This is a genomic window from Methanobacterium veterum (assembly GCF_000745485.1).
GTDB classification, from domain to species: Archaea; Methanobacteriota; Methanobacteria; order Methanobacteriales; family Methanobacteriaceae; genus Methanobacterium_D; species Methanobacterium_D veterum.
On record NZ_JQJK01000008.1, the window covers coordinates 614,429 to 633,528 of the forward strand.

Annotated in this window: 25 protein-coding genes; 7 read left to right on the forward strand and 18 right to left on the reverse strand. The window is 32.7% G+C overall.

Going from position 1 to position 19,100, the window contains the following annotated elements:
- Positions 1-238: 238 nt before the first annotated feature.
- The 4 genes from EJ01_RS03195 to EJ01_RS03210 all read right to left on the reverse strand — a co-directional run bounded on the left by EJ01_RS03195 (position 239) and on the right by EJ01_RS03210 (position 3,366).
- On the reverse strand, positions 239-1,063 hold the full coding sequence (locus EJ01_RS03195; RefSeq protein ID WP_211251402.1) for an alpha/beta fold hydrolase: 825 nt from the start codon (positions 1,061-1,063) through the stop codon (positions 239-241).
- Positions 1,064-1,157: 94 nt separating this feature from the next.
- A complete protein-coding gene (locus tag EJ01_RS03200; protein ID WP_048080453.1) occupies positions 1,158-1,589 on the reverse strand; it encodes a hypothetical protein in 432 nt (143 codons plus the stop codon).
- Between the two features lie 235 nt (positions 1,590-1,824).
- On the reverse strand, positions 1,825-2,394 hold the full coding sequence (locus tag EJ01_RS03205; protein ID WP_048080454.1) for a hypothetical protein: 570 nt from the start codon (positions 2,392-2,394) through the stop codon (positions 1,825-1,827).
- A gap of 204 nt (positions 2,395-2,598) precedes the next feature.
- Positions 2,599-3,366, reverse strand: a complete 768-nt coding sequence (locus tag EJ01_RS03210) for a nitroreductase family protein (protein WP_048080455.1) — start codon at positions 3,364-3,366, stop codon at positions 2,599-2,601.
- Between the two features lie 251 nt (positions 3,367-3,617).
- On the opposite strand from EJ01_RS03210, the gene EJ01_RS16300 reads away from it, so the two are divergent.
- Positions 3,618-4,256 (forward strand): tetratricopeptide repeat protein, encoded by a 639-nt coding sequence (locus EJ01_RS16300; RefSeq protein ID WP_052375772.1) that lies wholly within the window; start codon positions 3,618-3,620, stop codon positions 4,254-4,256.
- 232 nt (positions 4,257-4,488) lie between these two features.
- Positions 4,489-5,037, forward strand: a complete 549-nt coding sequence (locus tag EJ01_RS03220; protein ID WP_048080456.1) for a dihydrofolate reductase family protein — start codon at positions 4,489-4,491, stop codon at positions 5,035-5,037.
- A gap of 23 nt (positions 5,038-5,060) precedes the next feature.
- On the opposite strand, the gene EJ01_RS03225 is transcribed toward EJ01_RS03220, so the two are convergent.
- Together EJ01_RS03225 and EJ01_RS03230 are read right to left on the reverse strand one after the other, a co-directional pair.
- On the reverse strand, positions 5,061-6,716 hold the full coding sequence (locus EJ01_RS03225) for a PAS domain-containing sensor histidine kinase (protein ID WP_052375774.1): 1,656 nt from the start codon (positions 6,714-6,716) through the stop codon (positions 5,061-5,063).
- A gap of 261 nt (positions 6,717-6,977) precedes the next feature.
- Entirely contained in the window at positions 6,978-7,415 is a 438-nt protein-coding gene (locus EJ01_RS03230) for a DUF3795 domain-containing protein (protein ID WP_048080457.1), read from the reverse strand.
- A 282-nt stretch (positions 7,416-7,697) separates the two neighbouring features.
- Between EJ01_RS03230 and EJ01_RS03235 the strand changes: the two genes are divergently transcribed.
- Positions 7,698-8,078, forward strand: a complete 381-nt coding sequence (locus tag EJ01_RS03235) for a DUF5518 domain-containing protein (RefSeq protein ID WP_048080577.1) — start codon at positions 7,698-7,700, stop codon at positions 8,076-8,078.
- A 123-nt stretch (positions 8,079-8,201) separates the two neighbouring features.
- On the opposite strand, the gene EJ01_RS03240 is transcribed toward EJ01_RS03235, so the two are convergent.
- The 3 genes from EJ01_RS03240 to EJ01_RS17120 all read right to left on the reverse strand — a co-directional run bounded on the left by EJ01_RS03240 (position 8,202) and on the right by EJ01_RS17120 (position 10,079).
- Complete coding sequence (locus EJ01_RS03240) at positions 8,202-8,615, reverse strand: HEPN domain-containing protein (RefSeq protein ID WP_052375776.1); 414 nt, start codon at positions 8,613-8,615, stop codon at positions 8,202-8,204.
- 435 nt (positions 8,616-9,050) lie between these two features.
- A complete protein-coding gene (locus EJ01_RS03245) occupies positions 9,051-9,284 on the reverse strand; it encodes a hypothetical protein (RefSeq protein ID WP_048080458.1) in 234 nt (77 codons plus the stop codon).
- A gap of 651 nt (positions 9,285-9,935) precedes the next feature.
- Positions 9,936-10,079: a hypothetical protein gene (locus tag EJ01_RS17120; RefSeq protein ID WP_157197537.1), complete on the reverse strand. Its 144-nt coding sequence runs from the start codon at positions 10,077-10,079 to the stop codon at positions 9,936-9,938.
- A gap of 140 nt (positions 10,080-10,219) precedes the next feature.
- On the opposite strand from EJ01_RS17120, the gene EJ01_RS03250 reads away from it, so the two are divergent.
- The 4 genes from EJ01_RS03250 to EJ01_RS03265 all read left to right on the forward strand — a co-directional run bounded on the left by EJ01_RS03250 (position 10,220) and on the right by EJ01_RS03265 (position 12,587).
- Positions 10,220-10,585 (forward strand): response regulator, encoded by a 366-nt coding sequence (locus tag EJ01_RS03250; RefSeq protein WP_048080459.1) that lies wholly within the window; start codon positions 10,220-10,222, stop codon positions 10,583-10,585.
- A 56-nt stretch (positions 10,586-10,641) separates the two neighbouring features.
- A complete protein-coding gene (locus tag EJ01_RS03255) occupies positions 10,642-10,881 on the forward strand; it encodes a thioredoxin family protein (RefSeq protein ID WP_048080460.1) in 240 nt (79 codons plus the stop codon).
- Between the two features lie 286 nt (positions 10,882-11,167).
- Entirely contained in the window at positions 11,168-11,824 is a 657-nt protein-coding gene (locus tag EJ01_RS03260) for an NAD(P)H-binding protein (protein ID WP_048080461.1), read from the forward strand.
- 103 nt (positions 11,825-11,927) lie between these two features.
- A complete protein-coding gene (locus tag EJ01_RS03265) occupies positions 11,928-12,587 on the forward strand; it encodes a DUF998 domain-containing protein (RefSeq protein ID WP_048080462.1) in 660 nt (219 codons plus the stop codon).
- A 202-nt stretch (positions 12,588-12,789) separates the two neighbouring features.
- On the opposite strand, the gene EJ01_RS03270 is transcribed toward EJ01_RS03265, so the two are convergent.
- The 9 genes from EJ01_RS03270 to EJ01_RS03310 form a co-directional block, all read right to left on the reverse strand.
- On the reverse strand, positions 12,790-13,005 hold the full coding sequence (locus tag EJ01_RS03270) for a hypothetical protein (RefSeq protein ID WP_048080463.1): 216 nt from the start codon (positions 13,003-13,005) through the stop codon (positions 12,790-12,792).
- Positions 13,006-13,188: 183 nt separating this feature from the next.
- Positions 13,189-13,581 (reverse strand): hypothetical protein, encoded by a 393-nt coding sequence (locus EJ01_RS03275; RefSeq protein ID WP_048080464.1) that lies wholly within the window; start codon positions 13,579-13,581, stop codon positions 13,189-13,191.
- Between the two features lie 66 nt (positions 13,582-13,647).
- Positions 13,648-14,337: a hypothetical protein gene (locus EJ01_RS03280; protein WP_245611139.1), complete on the reverse strand. Its 690-nt coding sequence runs from the start codon at positions 14,335-14,337 to the stop codon at positions 13,648-13,650.
- Positions 14,338-14,548: 211 nt separating this feature from the next.
- Positions 14,549-16,057: an MFS transporter gene (locus EJ01_RS03285; protein ID WP_245611140.1), complete on the reverse strand. Its 1,509-nt coding sequence runs from the start codon at positions 16,055-16,057 to the stop codon at positions 14,549-14,551.
- A gap of 313 nt (positions 16,058-16,370) precedes the next feature.
- Positions 16,371-16,769, reverse strand: a complete 399-nt coding sequence (locus EJ01_RS03290) for a roadblock/LC7 domain-containing protein (RefSeq protein ID WP_048080465.1) — start codon at positions 16,767-16,769, stop codon at positions 16,371-16,373.
- A gap of 22 nt (positions 16,770-16,791) precedes the next feature.
- Positions 16,792-17,181, reverse strand: coding sequence for a roadblock/LC7 domain-containing protein (locus EJ01_RS03295; RefSeq protein WP_048080466.1), 390 nt, complete (start codon positions 17,179-17,181; stop codon positions 16,792-16,794).
- A 14-nt stretch (positions 17,182-17,195) separates the two neighbouring features.
- Positions 17,196-17,702, reverse strand: coding sequence for a GTP-binding protein (locus tag EJ01_RS03300; protein WP_052375778.1), 507 nt, complete (start codon positions 17,700-17,702; stop codon positions 17,196-17,198).
- Positions 17,703-17,813: 111 nt separating this feature from the next.
- Positions 17,814-18,245, reverse strand: coding sequence for a hypothetical protein (locus tag EJ01_RS03305; RefSeq protein WP_048080467.1), 432 nt, complete (start codon positions 18,243-18,245; stop codon positions 17,814-17,816).
- Between the two features lie 11 nt (positions 18,246-18,256).
- Positions 18,257-18,628: a roadblock/LC7 domain-containing protein gene (locus EJ01_RS03310; RefSeq protein WP_052375780.1), complete on the reverse strand. Its 372-nt coding sequence runs from the start codon at positions 18,626-18,628 to the stop codon at positions 18,257-18,259.
- Positions 18,629-19,100 lie beyond the last annotated feature (472 nt).

The following is a 19,100-nucleotide window of genomic DNA, read 5'->3' on the forward strand; positions in this document are numbered from 1 at the left end:
TATTAGGGTTGTTCTACTCAAACTGAAATTTTGGAAAATAAACAACAAGCACCATCTTTAAAATTAAATTTTTATAATAAATTTATTTTGATAGAAGCAGATGTGTACTGAGACAATCAATAAAATATATTAAAAAGACAGACCCACTTAAATCAAAGGAACGAGAAATTAAATTAGTATAAAATAATTTATTTATCAAATAAATAAAAGGAATTTAATTATAAGCCGAGGAAATGCGCTACAAAAAGAAACTTTTTAACTCCCGCGCAATCGGTTCTGGTTTACCATAGTCTTGAGCAGAGTCATGATTAAGGCCTTTAAGTTCAACGAGATTAGAATGAGGCAATACTTCATTTAAGGCATCTAAACTCTCTTTTAATAAAGAGTGAGTCTTGCTGCCCTCAAGCAATAACACTCTTGCAGATACATTTTTATAGTCTTCAATTGTCCCTTCAGTTTTTTCCACAAGATGCAATTCATCATCCAGTGTAGGGATAAGTTCCTGGTACGATACATCATCGCCTTTAACAGTCTTGACGTTCATCCACAGTATAAGTTTGACAAGAGGTACCAATACCAAATCAGGTATTGGCTTAATAAAGTTAACTGAATCCTTTGTTAAGTCTACTGTTGCTTTAGCCACTTTACCTTCAGCAATATTCTTGTCCAAATGTTGAATAGTGATTCTAAATTGATCTAGTTCAGGTTGTCCGGCGAAAACAAGAGGTTCATAAGCAGCAACTTTATAGATGGCAGGATTAGAAATAGCCGCATGCAGTGCAAAAAGAGCACCATCAGCTGTTCCAAAGACATAATGTGCACCTGTCTTTTTAAGCAGAGCATCAAGATCTTCATCTTCCTTTTCTATACTGTAATCCTCACCCACCGGCCCGCTCATGCCACGGCCGCGGCGGTCTGGAATATATACTGCAAACTCATTCGATAATAGGGTACCGAGCTTCATAAGGTGTTGTGATGCATTTACACCGCCATGAAGGAGAATAATTCCATGACCACTCCCCATTTGCCGGTATCCTACTTTAGTACCATCTTTGGAAGTCACAGAACCAGTTTTATACATTTGTTTTGAATTATCCATAATATCCCCACACATTCAAAAAAAAGTAATTTAAATTATTCCAGTTAATTTACTGATTTCATTTTAACCTATCACGTTTTGCAGATGCTTTACTTATCAATTCTGCAACCTGCGCAATATCATTATAAACCGCATTAATATCAGTTTCTTTACCATTTATAGAAGGTTCTTTGTATTCTATAACACCTTCATCTGAAAAATCATCTTCACTGATGATCATACCAAATTTACGCCCAATTTCCGGCTCAATTATATCGTTTAGAGGATTTTCAAGCCTTTCTTTTACATCAATCTCCAGTCCCTCCATGAACTCTTCCATTTTAGATTCTACAAAACCCATAACAACAATTTCACGAGGGTCATTCACATTAAGTGCAGTGTACAGTTTGCTTGAAGTTCCAAAGCCAACCGTATGGTACCATGCCTTACGAAAATCTTCATAGGTTTTACCTTCTTTAAGCCTTCTTGTTATTATTGATACTGTTATCATAGAAATCACCAGTACAATTATATATAAACTTAATAATTTAAGAAGTTTCACTATTACTTTTTAAATAGACCAGTTTAGCTAAACAAACCAAAATAAACTTTATTTTTCGCTTTAATTTCCAAAAAACACCACCAAAATCGGTGATTAAAAAAAAAATAGAATTAATGACTGATGATATATCGAAAATTAATCATGGAAGATTAACGTTTTAAGAAAAAGAGAGTAAATTTTGTATTTACTCATTAAATAAAAGTTTTCTAAGTTCTTTTATATTTAACTCAATTAAGGGTTTTGCTTCTGGCCCCGCAAGTACTTGAAATTGTTCCATTTTAGTTTCTAAATATAGATTATTCAGTATGTTCTGAAGCTCTGGAACAGGTATTTCTATAATTCTTTTTATTGTTTGAAGTTCTTCTTCACTTAATTTGTCAGTATAATCTGTTATTCTGACCTCAAACTCATCTACAGCATTTATATTTAAAGTGATATATTTCTTCAGGGCATATGTAGGCATATGCTCAACTGCGCGCAGTGCCTTCCAAACATCTTTCTCATCAAGGTCTAACCTTAATGTTTCATTCAAATATTTTGTTGCCTTTGCTGCCCTTTCAGAGCTTCCCCTTCCATAAACTCGAGATGCAAGGAATGCACTTACCAGTATTGCAAGGAATACAAATGGCTGGTTCTGAGGAATGGATGAAAGAGGATATCCCAATGCATAAAATATAATAACTGTAAGTAAAACGCTTCCCGCTATGAATGTTAAAACAGCCATGATAGCTGCAATTGTTTTATTTTTGATCAAATGACTTCACCATGTACTTATCATTTCGCCATGTATTTATAGTTTAAAGCAGATTTTATTCATTTTTTCCAGTGTCTTGGAGGACAAATTTAAATAAAACAAAAAACACTGATAAACAGCGATAAAGGTTATAAAACCCAAAATATCCGAAAATTCGATATTTAATACTACACTTTAAATTCAATTCCTATTTTCATGCAATATTCACTCCACCTTCAAACTGACAACATATTCATAGTTCTCCGGAGCATTTGTCCTTGCTTTTTCATCAGATACAATTTCAGCTTTTTTGCCGAAGCGTTCCAGCGCGACATGTAAATGGTAAATTGCAATACCTATACTTATAGTGTTGTACTTTTGAACCTTTGGTGCCTTGTGTTCCTTTACAGCATATGGTTTAGAGCCGTAAGCATGGATCATATTTTCATCACCTGTAAAAAACCACGGCTGGCTGTTACCTGCAGAAGGGGCAAGACGAGCAGCTTCCACTATTTTATCTGCATCTTTAACCATACTTATTTCACTTAGAGGTTTCCTTTTAAAGTCTGAAGCACCTTCTCTGTGTAATTCTTTTGATTTTTTAGGCTTTCCAAATGACATTACAATTATAAATTCCAGATCTGAATTTTTAAGGATATCTTCTTTAGGCCGGGGAGACCCCTGCCAGCAGCTGCCTATATCATTCCCTGATAAGAAGAGATCCATCTGCTGCAGCATATAACCTGTATTGACCAGGTAATTACCTTTAGGCTCTGAAAATACAGCCATATAATGGGGTGCTTGCTTCTTTTTTGTTTCAACTTGCTCTAATGGTATAATTTTCACTTCAGTTTTGATGTTATCGTACAGGGGTTTTAAACTCTTTATCTGATTTGAAATTTCTTCTAGAGTTTTTTCATCAAGTGGAGTTTGATCATATTTTTTAACTGACCTTCTTTTAAATATCACATCATAATAATCCCGTATTTCCATATTTAGTCCCCCTGAAAAAAAATTATTTTTGATTAACTTGTATTATTAAATTTAATATTATTAATATATGTGGCCTGGAATATAACTGTAGAGACCATTTTTAGATCCAGAATAGACTTAAAAATTTTAATTAATGGCAATAACTCAAAAATCACATAATTTTTATAAGAGTATAACAATAGGCATTATCAATGAAATGCAAGTTTTACCATGAAATTTAACTGATCAACGGGAAAACACAGGATGATTCAATGAAAAAGATAGAAAGCAAGTTTCAACTTATAATTGGTATTTTTTTCTTAGCATATTCCACTTATCCATTTTTAACTAAAGTAGCCCTCGTACCCTACATATTTTTTGCCCCACTTGGTATCTGGAACATTATAGACGGGATATTTCAAAGAAAAAATTATCAAAACAGGGTTTATCATCCAGGTATGTGGATTGCCATGGTACTCTGGGGCCTGGTTATAATCTACATCTACCTTTTCCAGCCAGCTTATGTAAAAGATCCGGTCTTTTATATTTACATCATACCATTTGTAATCATATTAGCCCTGGCTGTCTACGAACAGAAAAGGATAAGGAAATACCAGAAAGCAATAAAACCTTATGAAAATGCCATAAAAGCAAACCCTAACGACACCACTGCATGGAACAATAAAGGCGCCACCATAGCTAAATTTAAGGCATACCCTGCAGCGATCCAGTGCTTTAATAGAGCAATAGAAATAAACCCAAAAGAGGCCGCGGCACTGTACAATATAGGTGTTGTCCTTATGGAACTGGGAAATCTCCATGAGGCATTGAAATACTATAATATGGCCCAAGATTTGGATCCTGGATTTAAAAATGCCAAAAAAGCGGGTGAAATGATTTTAGAACTTTAATTACATTTAAAAATGTAATTTGCTTTTTTATATTATGATGAATTTAATAGAAACAATTTTAACTCTTTTTAAATTTTGATGAAGTTTAATTTTTGGATTTTTTTGAACTTGTATTAGCAATAGTAAAAAATTTTGACCAAAATTATTTTTGATTTTAATAACATAACTATCATGAAAAGTATAAAAGAATGAGCCTTAGGCAGGCTATTTTAACAAATTTAGCAGAGATAAAATGAGAACTGTTGTTTATATTGCAACAAGTCTTGACGGGTTCATTGCCCGGCAGGATGGAGATATAAAATGGTTAATTAATATTCCCAACCCAGATAACAGCGATTTTGGGTACAGCGAGTTTATAGCCGGAATTGATGGGATTTTAATGGGCCGAAACACCTATGAAACAGCACTGAACTTTGAGCCATGGCCATATAATCGGCCTGTATTTGTTTTAAGCAATATTTTAGAGAATGTTCCCCATGAATTAGAGGGCAAAGCAGAAATAATTAACGGGAACTTAAAAGACTTATTAAAGCGCCTTGAGGTTAGGGGAATCAAAAATTTATATGTCGACGGCGGCAGGACCATCCAGTCATTTTTAAAAGAAGATTTAATTGATGAAATGATAATTACCACGGTGCCGGTTTTACTGGGCGAAGGTATCCCTTTGTTCGGGCATTTGGACAATGATTTGAAGTTTAGATGCGAGAAGGTCGAGTTTATAAGTGAGTATCTGGTTAAGCATTATTATAGGAGAGATAGGATAGAATGGAAGAATAAATAATTTTTATCTAAATATAAAAATATTCAATTTTCGTTAATGCTTTCTGATTTTCCAGCAGGAATACTAAAGTAAAACGTTGACCCCTCACTAAACTCAGACTCAACCCAAATCTTGCCCCCATGCCTTTCAACAATCCTCTTCGCAACGGAAAGCCCAATTCCAGTCCCCTGGTACTCATCTCTTGTATGCAAACGCTGGAATATAGTAAAAATACGGTCAAAATACTGTTCTTCTATACCAATTCCATTATCAGAGATTGAAAACACATATTCATTCCGCTCATGGTCACAGGCAGAGGAAATGTGGATTCTTGGGGGTTCATCTTCTTTTCTAAATTTTATGGCGTTTGTAATCAAATTCTGCAGCAGCAGTAAAAGCTGGCTCTCATCACCAAACACCACTGGAAGAGGGTCATGTGTAATTTTAGCACGGCTTCTTTCAATTAAATCGTTTAAGTTAACAAGCACATCATTTAGTTTGGACTCCAGGGGTATGGCCTGGTACATTTCCTGCCTTGTTCCAACTCTTGAGTACTCCAGCAAATCCATAATCATCTGTTTCATCCGCACACTCGCATCAACAATGTAGCCCATGAACTCATCAGCATCATCATCAAGCTTTCCTTTGTAGCGCCTCTCCATCAACTGAGTGAAACTAGCAATAGTCCGGAGAGGTTCCTGCAGGTCATGGGACGTTATATATGCAAACTGCTGTAATTCCTCATTTGAGCGTTTGAGTTCATTTAAAAGAGATTTAATTTCCTGTTCTGCTTTTTTGTACCCTGTAATTTCTGAAGCAACACCTGCAATTCTTGATGTTTCCCCAGATTCATCGGCAATAATAAAAGCCTGCGCCCATATCCAGACAACATCACCATTTGGCCTTATCACACGGTATTCAAAACCTTCGTTGACATCATCAATTCTATAAGATTTGCCAGTTATCCTTTCAACAGCTCGATCTCGGTCTTCAGGGTGGATAGTATCGATCCATGACTTTGGATTGTCATACAGGCTCTGGCAGGTCCTTCCCCATATCCACTCATAGGCAGGACTTATGTAAATTATCCTGCTCATTTTAGGGTCAATAATCCAGAATACTTCCCCAATATTTTCTGCTATTTGTCGGAATTTCTCTTCACTTTCCTTCAATGCATTTTCTGTTTTTTTACGCTCAGTAATATCATTACAACTCACTAAAACTTCAGGAGGTGCATTTTCTTTTTTAAGTAAGGCAGAATGGACATCGATCCAGTGAATTTCACCACTCTGATCTATTATCCTCGATTCAAATGGTTCAACAGGTTCACCATTTACCAGTTTAGAAATTCTCTCAACATGCGCATGCTTCTCCGCTTCAGGTACAAAATCTAACTCTGTAAAGCGCATGCTAATTAACTTCTCTTTAGGTATCCCTGCAAATTGTTCTGTCTCCTTATTAAAATTTTTGATAGTACCGTCCAATCCTAAAAGGACTGTGTAAGTAGGAGATAATTCAAAAAGAGTTTTATAATTTTTTTGACTTTCTTTTAGTGATTCAAAAGTCTGTTTAGGGGCAATCACATGGCTTCCCATGTCTATAATTGATTCGGATTTAGAAAGTGATTCAATGAACTTTTTAAAAGTATTTTTGCTGACTTTAAGTTCATTTAAAGCTTTCTCAGATGAATTTTCCCCCATAATTCCATCCTATGCATTTTTTGCATCATTACCCAATTAGTCAAAATATTGTACCACCTCACATAAATTTTTTATGATTTAAATCAGAATAAGGAAATGAAATTCAATTCATTTTAATTAAAAACAGGAAAATATCTGATTAAAATAAAAACATTAGAGACGTGCACATTTTCATTTTAATTTGATATTTCCTACAACACGTAGACATATAACTTACAGATGTAATCACGTTATTAAAATAAAAAATGAAGATTAGGCTGTTTACCAGTATCTATCCCCATTTACAAAGTTTTCCGCACCTTTCTCTTTAAGAATATCTAAATTTTTAATATGTGCATCACCATGGACTGCATTTAAGAAATTAAGCTTTTTGCAGCTTTTAAATTCGCCGCATTCCCAGCAGCCCATAATTTCCTTTTCCCTGCAGCATCTTCTAATTTCACAAAAAGGCGAGCCTCCCCTGTTCCTGCAGCCTTCACATGTTAGCCTTTTTAACGTTTTTAATACATCTACAAAACTATCGTAGTTTTTAAATTCGTTAAAAAATGGCAGTGCAGAAAAATGGTCTGCATGCTTCTTAAAATTTGCATTATCAAGTTCTCCATCAAGTTTTCCTGCAAGAGAAGCTATTTTCGCATGATAGCCATAACAGTCCCCACAGTACAGGCCGCAGCATGTAATCAGTTTTTCATTTCCCATTTTAATCACTGAAATCACTTTTTTAGAACATAGATATAAAACTATGGTATGCGAAATTCATTAAACTAAAATTACGTGAAGAAGTTGATTAAATATGTCAAAAAATGTTTTATATTTTTGCAACCCAAAATATTTTCAATTATACAAGTATTTAGGGAAAAAACCTTTTTAATTAAAATTTTTAATTCAAATATTCAATTAGATAAAATAGATACCGGCATATCCAACCATAAACTTAAAAACATCGAAGGGAAAGTAAATATAAACTTTAAGGTTGATGAAATGGACTGGAAAATTATAGGAATAAGTGCTTTAATTAATGCAGTTATAACTAGTGTTTTATCGTTGATATTCTTCCCTCTAGCTTTTTTAGGACCCATTATTGGAGGATTTCTATCATCTTACCCCAGTGAGGGGTTTGAAGACTATGAGGGAATGGACGAAAAAGACGGCGCTGTTGTAGGGGCAATTTCAGGATTAATTGGCGGTTTAATAATTGCTTTAATACTTATCCTGGGCTTTGGAAATATAAGTGCCATTGGATTAAAAATAGGGTTAGACAATGTCCTAACTACAGGATATGTTGTCCTTCAATTATCCATAATTATAAGCCTGGTTTTAAGTTTGATAGGAGGCGTTATTGGGGTTGTGGTCAAAAGATAACTTCAAACTTACTCCAATTTAAATGCCTAAAAAACATTTTTTTAAAAATTTTAATTAGCTACTAATTTTATCCAAAATATATGCTGCTTTTTACATATAAATTTAATAATAATGATTTTAACCTTAAAAAGAACTTTCTACCTCAGTAATTAACTTTTTGGTAGATTCAATTATATCTAATGCAGTTTTTTCATCATAAATGTAGCTGTAATCTGCCATTTCTCTTGCTTTCATAGCAGCATCAAAATCTAAGAAAATATCATCACTTATAACTCCATAATTTACAAATAGATTTTTAATTGCAAATTTAAGTCCAGAATGGCTTTTTTCTTTATAACCTCTGCTAAAAAGGAGCCCCCTAAAAGCATGGAACATGGAATAATAACTTTGAACTATGGCCCACTTGTAATTTTCTGATTTAATGGAATTTTCTGCAGATTCTAAATCATAGCGGGCTTCTTTAAGCTCTTTTTCAATTAGTTCATAATCGATGCAAATCTGCACTATATTCCCTTTTTTGTATCGATTATAGTTCATTTGAATTCTCCTTTTTTAATCAAGATTATTTGTTAAATGGTTAAATCATTGAAATCATGTCATTTCAATATTTTATTCTTTTTGAGTCTCACTACACTTACTTTCAACAATGCGAATTACAAAATCCCTTCTGTTATCTTATCAGTTACAGAATAATTTTATTATTTCCTATTAAATACAAATGGAAAGACTTAATTATTAGTTTTTTAGAGATTTCATTCAAAATATAAAATTTGTATAATGATAGAAATTTAGTTCGCTATACGCTGGTATGACGAACCATTCGAAAATTCTCTGAATTTTAGGACACGAAGCTTTAGAAAAACTTTGTTTTTCGATGCGTCAAATCGAAGATTTGACAGTGACCTGCATAATTTTTTATTTAAAATCTGTACCATTTACCAAAAAATAGACTTTCAAAAAGTAAAAAATAGATCACTCCACTGTTTTCTCACTTAAACTTTCTTCATCCAGCTTCTTTTTTATTCTATCCAATGCTTTTGATAGTTCAAGGCTCGAATTAATATGATCTGCTATAAAATCAGTGATAAGGTCTTCATCATTAATTTCTTCATTTTTAGCATAGCCTATAATGGCCAATAATGATTCCTGCCACGCCCGATATTCCTTTGTAGCTGCAAATTCATTTATCAAATCATCGTTACTCACATACATCACCTCCATTTGCTTAATTTTCCAATCAAGATTATAATAGAATATATTTAAGTTAAATTTTAGGTGAAAATACGCTAAAAAATTTTAAAAACATTTTATATTACTCTGATTTTTGATAGTAATAATTATTACTAATTTAGTAACAAATTAAGATAGTACATGAATTAGAATAGCCTCAATTAAATGTGTTTAAAAAACAAAAAACCAATGTTCATTCCGACTCACCATGGGCAAAAACTCCTAATTCAAGAAATTAATGCATTTAGCACTTGTTCAAGTATTACAAAGAATTTTAACTACTTTACACTGACTCCTAAAAGTTTCATTGATTTTGACTGGCTGGTTTTATTAGATTCAACCAAATATAGCTACAGCAGACCACCACTGCAACAATAAACTTTGTCTCCACACAATAATGTCCCCAATATTAAAAAGCGCACATTTTGGCATTCTACATTTTTCCCATTAATTATTACAACTTTTTATTTTTCCACGTAAAATTATGATGGTTAACTATGAAATTAATCTTTATGGAGGTATTTAATGGATATTGGAGCAATTCTCATAATTGGAGGCGCTATTCTAACGCTCCCAGTTATGTACGCAATTAGGTACATATTTATAGAGAAAAAAGCGGCCTAATTACTAAAGTTCAGGATACTGATCTTCAAAACTATAAAAAGATTTATTTTTACCATGACATATCGACATTTTAGAACCCCTCCCACTGCCTACCTTAACTGTACAGGTAACTCCTAACTCCATTCTTTCTGGGAGGGGTTCCCACATTCATCTAAAAAAATAAAGCGTTTCTGTTTAGTCCTTATATCACTTTAAAAATAATAATTATGTATTTAAATTAAGCACAATCACCCATAAAAGTACTGTAATCAAATATAAATAATATTAGCACCACATATACACTTGTTATGAACGTTTTAATCGCCGAAAATGAATCCAAAACTATTTTGGACTTAAAAAAATCTTTAGGGAACTTAAAACACACAGTAGTTGCTGTAGCTTCAAGCGGAGAAGAAGCAGTTCAAAAAGCAGGAAATTTAAACCCAGATCTAGTTTTAATGGATATAAAATTAAAGGGTGAAATGAGCGGTGTGGAAGCTGCAAACAAAATAAAGGATCTATATAAAATTCCAGTTATATTCCTGACTATTTTTATTAAAAACTGCCTGATTAAATCGCTTCAATTACCCGAAGATGCTATTGTTTTAAGTAAGCCTGTAAAACAGGAACATTTAGAATACGGTATTTCAAGAGCTGTTTCAGAAAGGAAATAGGTACTCCGAGCCTAAAAAGTAATATTTTTATTTTATAGACAACATATTATGGCATGATGAAACTTCAAGTTTACATGACTGATGATTGCCCCAAATGTATGGCTTTTGGAAAGAATCTACAAGAAGCATTGAAAGAGCTTAATTTAGATGAAAAAATAGAAAGAATTGATTTAAAACACGCCATAGAGATGAACATAACCAGCTGTCCTGCACTAATTATAAACGGAGAAATAAAATCCATGGGAGCGTTGTTATCAGTCAAAGAATTAAAAAAAATGTTAAAAGAGGATATGTAACATTTAACTAACTATTAAAGAGACATATCACATAAACCAACAGAATGAATGAAACAACTTGTTTATTTATGATTAATTAAAAAATAGCTGGTTTTAATTTTTTATTAACTAAATAATCATACTACCTTTTACAATCACATTAAAGACACACATCATTATAATATTATCATTTGAAATCTACATCAACTGTAATGGCACTGCAATTCTTGAAATATATCTTTTTATTTTAACAGAAAACATTTATATCACCTGCAATTAAATATTTGGTTATTTAAAGGGTGAAAATTTGAAGATAATTATTTTTGGTGCTACAGGTATGGTCGGTTCAGAGGTAGTTCGCCAGGCAATCAAAAAACAGGATATTAGCGAAATTACAGCAGTTGTGCGTAATCCCCTAAGTATTGAGGATCCAAAGCTAAAAACAATCATAAAAACTGATTTTTTAGATTATACAGATTTAATACCAGTTTTTAAAGAGGTAGATGCATGTATATGGTGCCTTGGTATTTCGCAAAACCAGGTAAGTAAAGAAGAGTACGAGATAATTACTTATGAATATGCTGTTGCAGCAGCTAAAACTATGCTTGCAGCTAACCCTGCAGTAACTTTTGTTTTTTTAAGTGGACAGGGGGCAGATTCCTCTGAAAAAAGCAGAATTCTTTTTGCAAGAATAAAAGGAAAAACTGAAAATGCATTAAAAGAATTAAATTTTAAAGAACTGTATATAGCCCGGCCTGGAGGAATTATACCAACCTATCCTCAGACCAATGAATCTATTCTCAAGAAAATAACATTAGGATTCATTAAAATTTCAGGTAAGCTTGTTCCATCCACCGTGATAACTTCCAAGCAACTGGCGCAAGCCCTGCTTTACGTGGCTGAAAAAGGCATTGATGTCATTACACTCGACAATAAATCACTCCAAAAGTTAAGTGCAAATTAAATTTAGTGTTTTTTTATGATTTTGCAAAACTAACATTCCCCACATTAAAAGTAATAACATCAAGTTATATAATAATAAATAGAAGATGTTTGAAGGTAAAACCATGAAATTTCAAAGGGGAAGTATATTCAGACCAGAAAAAGATTACTATAAAGAAGCAGGAATTTTACTCGTAATAGGTTGTTTACAATTTTTTTTGGCAGTTAGCCTGGCCGAAACACAATTTCCAGGCTACAGCGTTGCTGAAAACACATTAAGTGATTTAGGAGGTACATTACCCCCTGTAGAACCGTCAGCTGTACTTTTTAACCTCAGCGTTATCATCATGGGAATTCTTGTACTTGCAGCAGTTTATTTAATTCTCAAAAGCGGTGGCTGCCGTCTATTTTCATCCTGCCTGGCTATTGCTGCCGCCGGTGCTTTAGGGGTAGGACTGTTCCCTTCATATACTGGAAGCGCACATGCATTCTTTTCAGTAATTGTATTCCTATTTGGAAGTTTAGCTGTCATTTTTTCCTATAGGTTAGGATTAAACATACCCATGGTTGTAGTTTCATTAGTAACTGGCTTATTTTCTCTCATGTTAATCCTATCATTCGCTGTAAGTTATGGAAATAATCCTTTTGCAGCATATTTAGGTTTGGGCGGTGCTGAAAGGTTTATTGCATACCCCACTCTTTTATATATCATAGGCCTTGGGGGCTACCTTACAAGCAGGGGAAAGGACTGGGTTCGGATAAGGTTTACTAAAGGGTACTGGTAATATTTTAGTAATTAAAATCCGTAAATGTCTACTTATCTATTTAAAATGAATAAATATCTTTTTTTACATTAAAGTATAATTAAAGAAGTTGAAAACATCTAATTTAGTTTAGATACTAAAAACATTAAAAAAAGTTACAAGCCAACATAGCTTTAAAAATTAAAAAATAGAATATTAAGCGCATCAAAAGCGGTAATGAACCCTATTTAGAAATTTTCTCCTTATCATGCATTCTAGAACTCATTCTAGCCGTAAGTATTTTTTTAGCCCTTAAAAGATTTTCATCAGGGTTTTCGGATTTTTCAATCGCATCTTCAACTTCCTTAAGCACTTTCTTAAAGTCTTTACCTCTGCTTTCACGCGCCTTTTTTAAAAGGTCTTTAGATCCATAACCTTCTTCCGTATTTTGAGGTGTCATTTTTTTATAATCCTGTAAATTTGATCATCATATTAAATTATATATTTTTAATAATAAGTACTATTTCATATACCTATTCTCCTTTTAAGGATTCCATTAGGCAGTACTCAGAAAAAATTTACAGTAAATTTTAAAAAAGAATATATAAGACTTTATTTAAGCTAAATAATAAATATATAACATTTATTTCCTTCGAGATTCCAGCAAACCAATAAAACTATCCAGACCATCCTTACTGGATTCTATTATATCTATAGCAGAGTCCAGTTCATCATCTTTAACTTTCTGATCTACCCGTAACCTGTGAATAATAAACCCAATAATGGAAAGTATTGCCATAAAAATCAAAATATAAAAAATTAAAACCAGTGCATAGGGTAAAGTTTCCATGTTATCCATTGTAATAAACGATAAAATAAAAAGTACTAAAAATGCACTGCTAAAGCAAGTTGCAATGATCAAAAGCAATTTTTTATCGTCATTTTTATCTCTAAATGCAGAATACGCAGCTATAGATAATGAAGCCCCCGCCAAGCTAAATACTAAAAATTCTGGGATTAAAGCCGTGATGTCCATTTTTACTCCTTTTAATCTTTTTTCTATCTATTAACCTTACAATACTGAAATGTTAAAAATTATATCTTATTCATTGTAACACTGCTGGTTTAACACTTCATCTTTAGTTAATAGTTGAGCGTGTCCTAACATTTCATTAAAAGCGTTGCCATAAATTTTTATTAATCCAGGATTGCTATTTTTAACACCGACTGATCCTCGACTTTCATTATGCCTATGGGGCTTTTCTATATATAAATGACCATTATTGAACTTACGAAAAACTGAGTTTTTCGAGGGCCCCAATAAATTCTGCGAATTTATTGAGAGAATCATAAAGTGCTTAATGGGCCTTATTGGCAAAATAAAGTATTTTACACTTTTATATTTATCAAGAAGTGTGTAAATTTCAGTTTTATCTTCACAAAATACTTTAGGTCCTGCTATAATTGTTATTAATCTAAATTTATGATTAATTGCGTGTTTAACTATCTCTTGAGTATCTTCGCTGAATTCTCCAACCACTAATTTGAGTTCCAATTCGCCTGTAATTTTTCCTTTATTTTTTAAGTTCTTCATCTCTTCAATCAGATTAAATCTCCAAACTCTTTTTTTAAATCTTTCATCACTGTGAAAAAGGATAATTTCATTTCCATATTGCGCATTACTATGAGGATTATGCCTGTAAATTAATTTAATTAAGACAATAACCATACAAAATGCAAATAAACTGATTAATGTTAAAACTATAGGATAATTAAACTGAATTTTCTGCATCCTCCTCCTAATATCACAAAATGTGATATATTTTACACTTGAAGTGTATGTCTCATCTTACTAATAAATTCTCCTAAATGCATCGACAAAACAAAATATTACAATAAAAAATAGTAAGATACAACAATCCAAAAATAGTAAGAAAATTTAGTGTTTCTATAAATATAATTAACTTTTTTAAGAGCGAATTTTCCAGTTTATTGTATTGAACTTATTTTGAAGCGCCGTTTAAAATGTTTTCCAGATATTTTTTGGTTCTTTCCTCAAAGATACTTCTTATATGCCGAAATGAACCACCATAATTTGATATAGCCTTCCTCTTATTTTCAACACCTGTAAATGACATTAAAGCCATTAAAGTGCTTAAAATAGCCCCAAACAAAACAACTCTATGTATCCCTGTTGTTAAATCAACTGCTGCACCTGAAAATAACTGATTTTGAAGCATGAGCTGTGGAGATATAGCAGAATTTATCAAAAGTCCTGCATAACAAACAGCAAAGACCATGCCCATATCCCTTACAGTTGCAATAATACCCGATGCCATCCCTGCATTTTTGTGTGACAGTGTTGACATCAATGTTTTATTTGCAGGGGCCTGAAACAATGCTGTGCCGAGTCCAAGAAGTGCAAGACGCCAGAAAACATCTATTGCACTGGAGGAAACTGTAAGTTGAGTCATTGAAAGCATTGCAGCTATGCAAATAACAGATCCAAAGAAAACTGGAATCCGTGACCCTATTCTATCTGACAAAGAACCACTTACAGTGGCCATAAGCATCATAACTATAGGTGAAGCAGTTAAAACCATACCAGATATACTTGAGCTGAGATGCAGGACTTTCTGCAGGTAAAACGGCACTGCAAAAAGCATCATGTACATACAAATATAATTTAAGTGCAAACACGCGTTGAATGCTGAAAATACTTTATTTTTGAATAATTTAAGTTCTATCATTGGATTTTTTGATTTCAACTCAGTATATACAAATATAACAAAGGTTATCGCCGACAAAACACCAATAACAGCTGCCACTGCGTAATTTGAGTTTTCTATAAGGTTCAATGCATAAATTATCAGGAACAAATAAGTAAATTGAAGTATCGTTCCAGGAAGATCCCACTTGACTTTATTAGATTCTCCACGTTTAAGCGTGAAATAACAAATTCCAAAGGCCAGAATTCCAATTGGAATATTTATCAAAAATATAGATCTCCAACCAAAAAGACCATTCATGATTCCACCTATTGCAGGTCCAAATGCTAAACCAGCTGCAATAGCTACAGAGTATATGCCCATTGCTTTCCCAAGGTAACGGAGTGGGAATGACTTTTCAATGATAACCATTGAAACTGAGAGGATCATAGCTGCTGTAACCCCTTGCAATCCCCTAAATATAATTAAAGTTATGATAGACGGCGATAAACTACAGAGTATAGATGCTATTACAAAACCAACAAGCCCCCCCAAAAACAGGCGTTCATGCCCATAAAAATCTCCAAATCTAGCAAAAAACAGCACCAGACCTATAAACATGATCAGGTATGATGTCAAAACCCATTCTGCTGTGGCCACATTGACCATGAAAAATTCTGCTATCTGTGGAAGGGAAACATTAGTTATACTGGCATTTATTGGAACCATTAAAGCACCTATTGAAACAGCCAGAAGGATTCTCCATTTTTTATCATATTCATCCGTCGTACCAAGACCTTCCAACTGATGAAGTTAAAAAACAGCTGCTCTCCACAATATAACTTAAAATAAGTTTTTTAAGATTAAAAGAGCATTTACATATTAAAAAAATATTTTTTTGCGTTTTAGAGATATTATAAAGAAAATTTTCATTTAAGCCCAATTTTAAGTACACCTTCTATTTTAGAACTATTTAATTTCAAGTATCTACATTCTTGTTAATAGATTTAACCGTATGGTTTAAATGTTTATAAAAGTTTTCAAGGGCAATAAAATTAACTTAAAATAGTGAATTATTATATTATAACTTACTAAAATAATAATTTTTAGATTATATTTACTGTTTCCATACTATTGAAACATTTTCGTAGCTTTCTTCCAGTATTGACTGTATTTTTGGCACTGCTTTTTTAATCAATAGAAAGATCATTCCAATATTCACTTCAGACCCAACTGCACACACCAGTGCAATACTTTTTGATCCTGATATAACAATATTCATTTTGTTTCCACTGACCATTATAAGTTTCATGTCATCGTTTCCAATGTCTTTTAAGGTCCTTTTCCCAAGTTCCATTAAAGCTGCAGACATTGCAGATATTCGCTGGCTGTTTGAACCGGGAACATAAGAACATATAATAAGACCATCCTTTCTAATTACATAAGACTCCATTATACGAGCTTTACTGTGCATCTCATCCAAGATATCTTTTATTTGTTTAGAAATAGGCTCCATTTATATCAATCTTTAAATTGTATTATCCAGAGGGTGTTTGAATTAAATTCTGAATATTTAAGGCTGCTTTTTTAAGAGTTAACCTGATCATTCCAATATTTGCATTATCATCTGTAAGTACTACCACAACATATTCCGATCCAATTTCTTCCATGATAATCTTACCATAATCTGTTTCAACTATTAACTTCTCAGGCATCCCAAAATTTATGTTTTTAACCATTTCAGTAACTGCACCTAAAACAGCTGCACTTGTAGCACTTACAATAGAATCATTCTGATCCATCCTCCCAACTGGTATACCTCCCATAGTTGCAAGTATACAATTCTGTACACCATTAATCTTCATCAATGGCCTTAAAACATTTTCAATATTTAAATCTAATTTTTCAGTACCATTACAATTCACCATAGCCTTTTCACCTCCTATTTATTGTTTGTATTTGTAATATCCATCATGAGCGTTTCCATTACAAGATCCAGATTTTGTTTTGTAACAGAAGAAGTATTTATCACTGAAACTTCATCAGAAATTTCCAATTCTTCCCTTACATTCTCTTGAGATAAATGAACAAGATCATCCTTATTTATAGCCACAACATAAGGCACATTATGCTTTTTTATAAATGCCATGAGCTCTTTATCAACAGGCGAAATACCAACAGTTGAATCTATCAAAAATATAGCTCCATCCATACCTATAGCCAGAGTATTCCACATAAACGAGAATCTCCGATGTCCCGGCGTGGCAAACAACTGAATAAAATAATTATCATAATCTAACTGAACAAAATCAAAGCTATTTGTAATTCTTTCAAATTCCCCTTTCATAAGCAGCTTCTTACCGCTTATAGTTTCAACAAAAGTCGTTTTACCAGCGTCCAACGCTCCGAAAACAACTATCTTAATTATACTCTTATTCTCTCCTTCCATTACTGCCAGTCCATTATTAATTTTATTTAAATAAAAAAATTCATGTTTTATGAGTGTTTCGGAGGAGGTATGTAATTGTTGCGGATTTACTCATAAAACTCCTACAACATATTAAATTTTTTTTATATGTGCACTGCAAGTACCATACTCTTGTTTTTCTCTTTTCCAATCGTACATGTTCCCTGAAATATTTTCAATAGCAACCAAAGATGTATTAAAGAATGGACATGAATGTTCTTCATCTATGTTTTTTTCATCCATTTCATCAACAATAGGCATAAAACCGCAGCCTGTCACTTTTATGGTTGCCTCACCATCTTTTATTTCATAAGTCATCTCACTTAAAGTACCGTGACTCTTATAATAATCTTTGATAGCATCTAAACTTGACTCATAAGTACTCATGTCGCCCCCATTAGCCTCTATTGTCTCATAAAATCTATTAGCAACCTGCCTCCAAATCGGGAAAGAACCTTCACCAAGAGTGCTCCAGAGTGCTTCTATAAGTCCTGCTATAATTATATCAGTTGGATTATCTTCCATTTAATCACCGCTTATTCCATTGCTTTTGCTATTTGTTCTGATGTCCTTTCAATTTCCATCAATACTAACCCTAAATTTACTTCCTTAGGTGAAAGAACTGCTAAAATACCTTTACTACCTGCAAAAGAAAATGTAGCTTTACCAGTACTTCCTTCAATTATAATTTCACTTAAATCTCCCCTGCTTAACTCATCACAAGTTCTTTGAGAAGTACCTACAATAGCCGCACCCATTGCAGCTAAACGCTTCTCATCAGTATCTTGAGATAAAACAGAAGCTATCATTAAACCATCCGGCCTTAAAAGAGCAGCACCAGTAACATCACCAGGAGCCCTCTCCAAAAGCTCATTCAAAATACCACCAACATCTTCACGAATACCCATAAATATCACCCATATTTATCGTTGAAATCATGCTACAAAACACGACCAAAACTTGTTAATTATATTGTTGCTTAATAAAGATAGTTAGATTAAGTCTAATTTGATTTAAAACTTAATTCTTAACTTACCCCAGATTAATATTAATTTAAATATTACCTCCTTCCTATTAACCACCCCCATAGGAAAAATATGATTTTTTTAATCTCTAATCTTTAATTCAAGTTTTATATATTCATTATTAAGCTTTTTGTAACTTTTATAGTAGTTTAAAGTTACAAAAGCCCTATTTTTGTATTAAGAATGTATATAAAGTAAACAAAATACTAATTTAATAAAAAAAATATAATAAATCAGTAATAATAATTTCTGACCGTTATAAAAGGACACATAATGAATAAATCATATCCAATTATAAAATTAACCTCATTGATCTTTAAAAATACATTATAGACTACAATCTTTCACATATATT

What these genes read in the sequence shown, in the direction of transcription:
- EJ01_RS03200 (WP_048080453.1), bottom strand. Translation starts at nt 1,589, where the DNA reads ATGATAACAGTATCAATAATAACAAGAAGGCTTAAAGAAGGTAAAACC.
- EJ01_RS03210 (WP_048080455.1), bottom strand. Translation starts at nt 3,366, where the DNA reads ATGGAAATACGGGATTATTATGATGTGATATTTAAAAGAAGGTCAGTT.
- EJ01_RS16300 (WP_052375772.1), top strand. Translation starts at nt 3,618, where the DNA reads ATGAAAAAGATAGAAAGCAAGTTTCAACTTATAATTGGTATTTTTTTC.
- EJ01_RS03220 (WP_048080456.1), top strand. Translation starts at nt 4,489, where the DNA reads ATGAGAACTGTTGTTTATATTGCAACAAGTCTTGACGGGTTCATTGCC.
- EJ01_RS03225 (WP_052375774.1), bottom strand. Translation starts at nt 6,716, where the DNA reads ATGGGGGAAAATTCATCTGAGAAAGCTTTAAATGAACTTAAAGTCAGC.
- EJ01_RS03230 (WP_048080457.1), bottom strand. Translation starts at nt 7,415, where the DNA reads ATGGGAAATGAAAAACTGATTACATGCTGCGGCCTGTACTGTGGGGAC.
- EJ01_RS03235 (WP_048080577.1), top strand. Translation starts at nt 7,698, where the DNA reads ATGGACTGGAAAATTATAGGAATAAGTGCTTTAATTAATGCAGTTATA.
- EJ01_RS03240 (WP_052375776.1), bottom strand. Translation starts at nt 8,615, where the DNA reads ATGAACTATAATCGATACAAAAAAGGGAATATAGTGCAGATTTGCATC.
- EJ01_RS17120 (WP_157197537.1), bottom strand. Translation starts at nt 10,079, where the DNA reads ATGTGGGAACCCCTCCCAGAAAGAATGGAGTTAGGAGTTACCTGTACA.
- EJ01_RS03250 (WP_048080459.1), top strand. Translation starts at nt 10,220, where the DNA reads ATGAACGTTTTAATCGCCGAAAATGAATCCAAAACTATTTTGGACTTA.
- EJ01_RS03255 (WP_048080460.1), top strand. Translation starts at nt 10,642, where the DNA reads ATGAAACTTCAAGTTTACATGACTGATGATTGCCCCAAATGTATGGCT.
- EJ01_RS03265 (WP_048080462.1), top strand. Translation starts at nt 11,928, where the DNA reads ATGAAATTTCAAAGGGGAAGTATATTCAGACCAGAAAAAGATTACTAT.
- EJ01_RS03270 (WP_048080463.1), bottom strand. Translation starts at nt 13,005, where the DNA reads ATGACACCTCAAAATACGGAAGAAGGTTATGGATCTAAAGACCTTTTA.
- EJ01_RS03275 (WP_048080464.1), bottom strand. Translation starts at nt 13,581, where the DNA reads ATGGACATCACGGCTTTAATCCCAGAATTTTTAGTATTTAGCTTGGCG.
- EJ01_RS03280 (WP_245611139.1), bottom strand. Translation starts at nt 14,337, where the DNA reads ATGCAGAAAATTCAGTTTAATTATCCTATAGTTTTAACATTAATCAGT.
- EJ01_RS03290 (WP_048080465.1), bottom strand. Translation starts at nt 16,769, where the DNA reads ATGGAGCCTATTTCTAAACAAATAAAAGATATCTTGGATGAGATGCAC.
- EJ01_RS03295 (WP_048080466.1), bottom strand. Translation starts at nt 17,181, where the DNA reads ATGGTGAATTGTAATGGTACTGAAAAATTAGATTTAAATATTGAAAAT.
- EJ01_RS03300 (WP_052375778.1), bottom strand. Translation starts at nt 17,702, where the DNA reads ATGGAAGGAGAGAATAAGAGTATAATTAAGATAGTTGTTTTCGGAGCG.
- EJ01_RS03305 (WP_048080467.1), bottom strand. Translation starts at nt 18,245, where the DNA reads ATGGAAGATAATCCAACTGATATAATTATAGCAGGACTTATAGAAGCA.
- EJ01_RS03310 (WP_052375780.1), bottom strand. Translation starts at nt 18,628, where the DNA reads ATGGGTATTCGTGAAGATGTTGGTGGTATTTTGAATGAGCTTTTGGAG.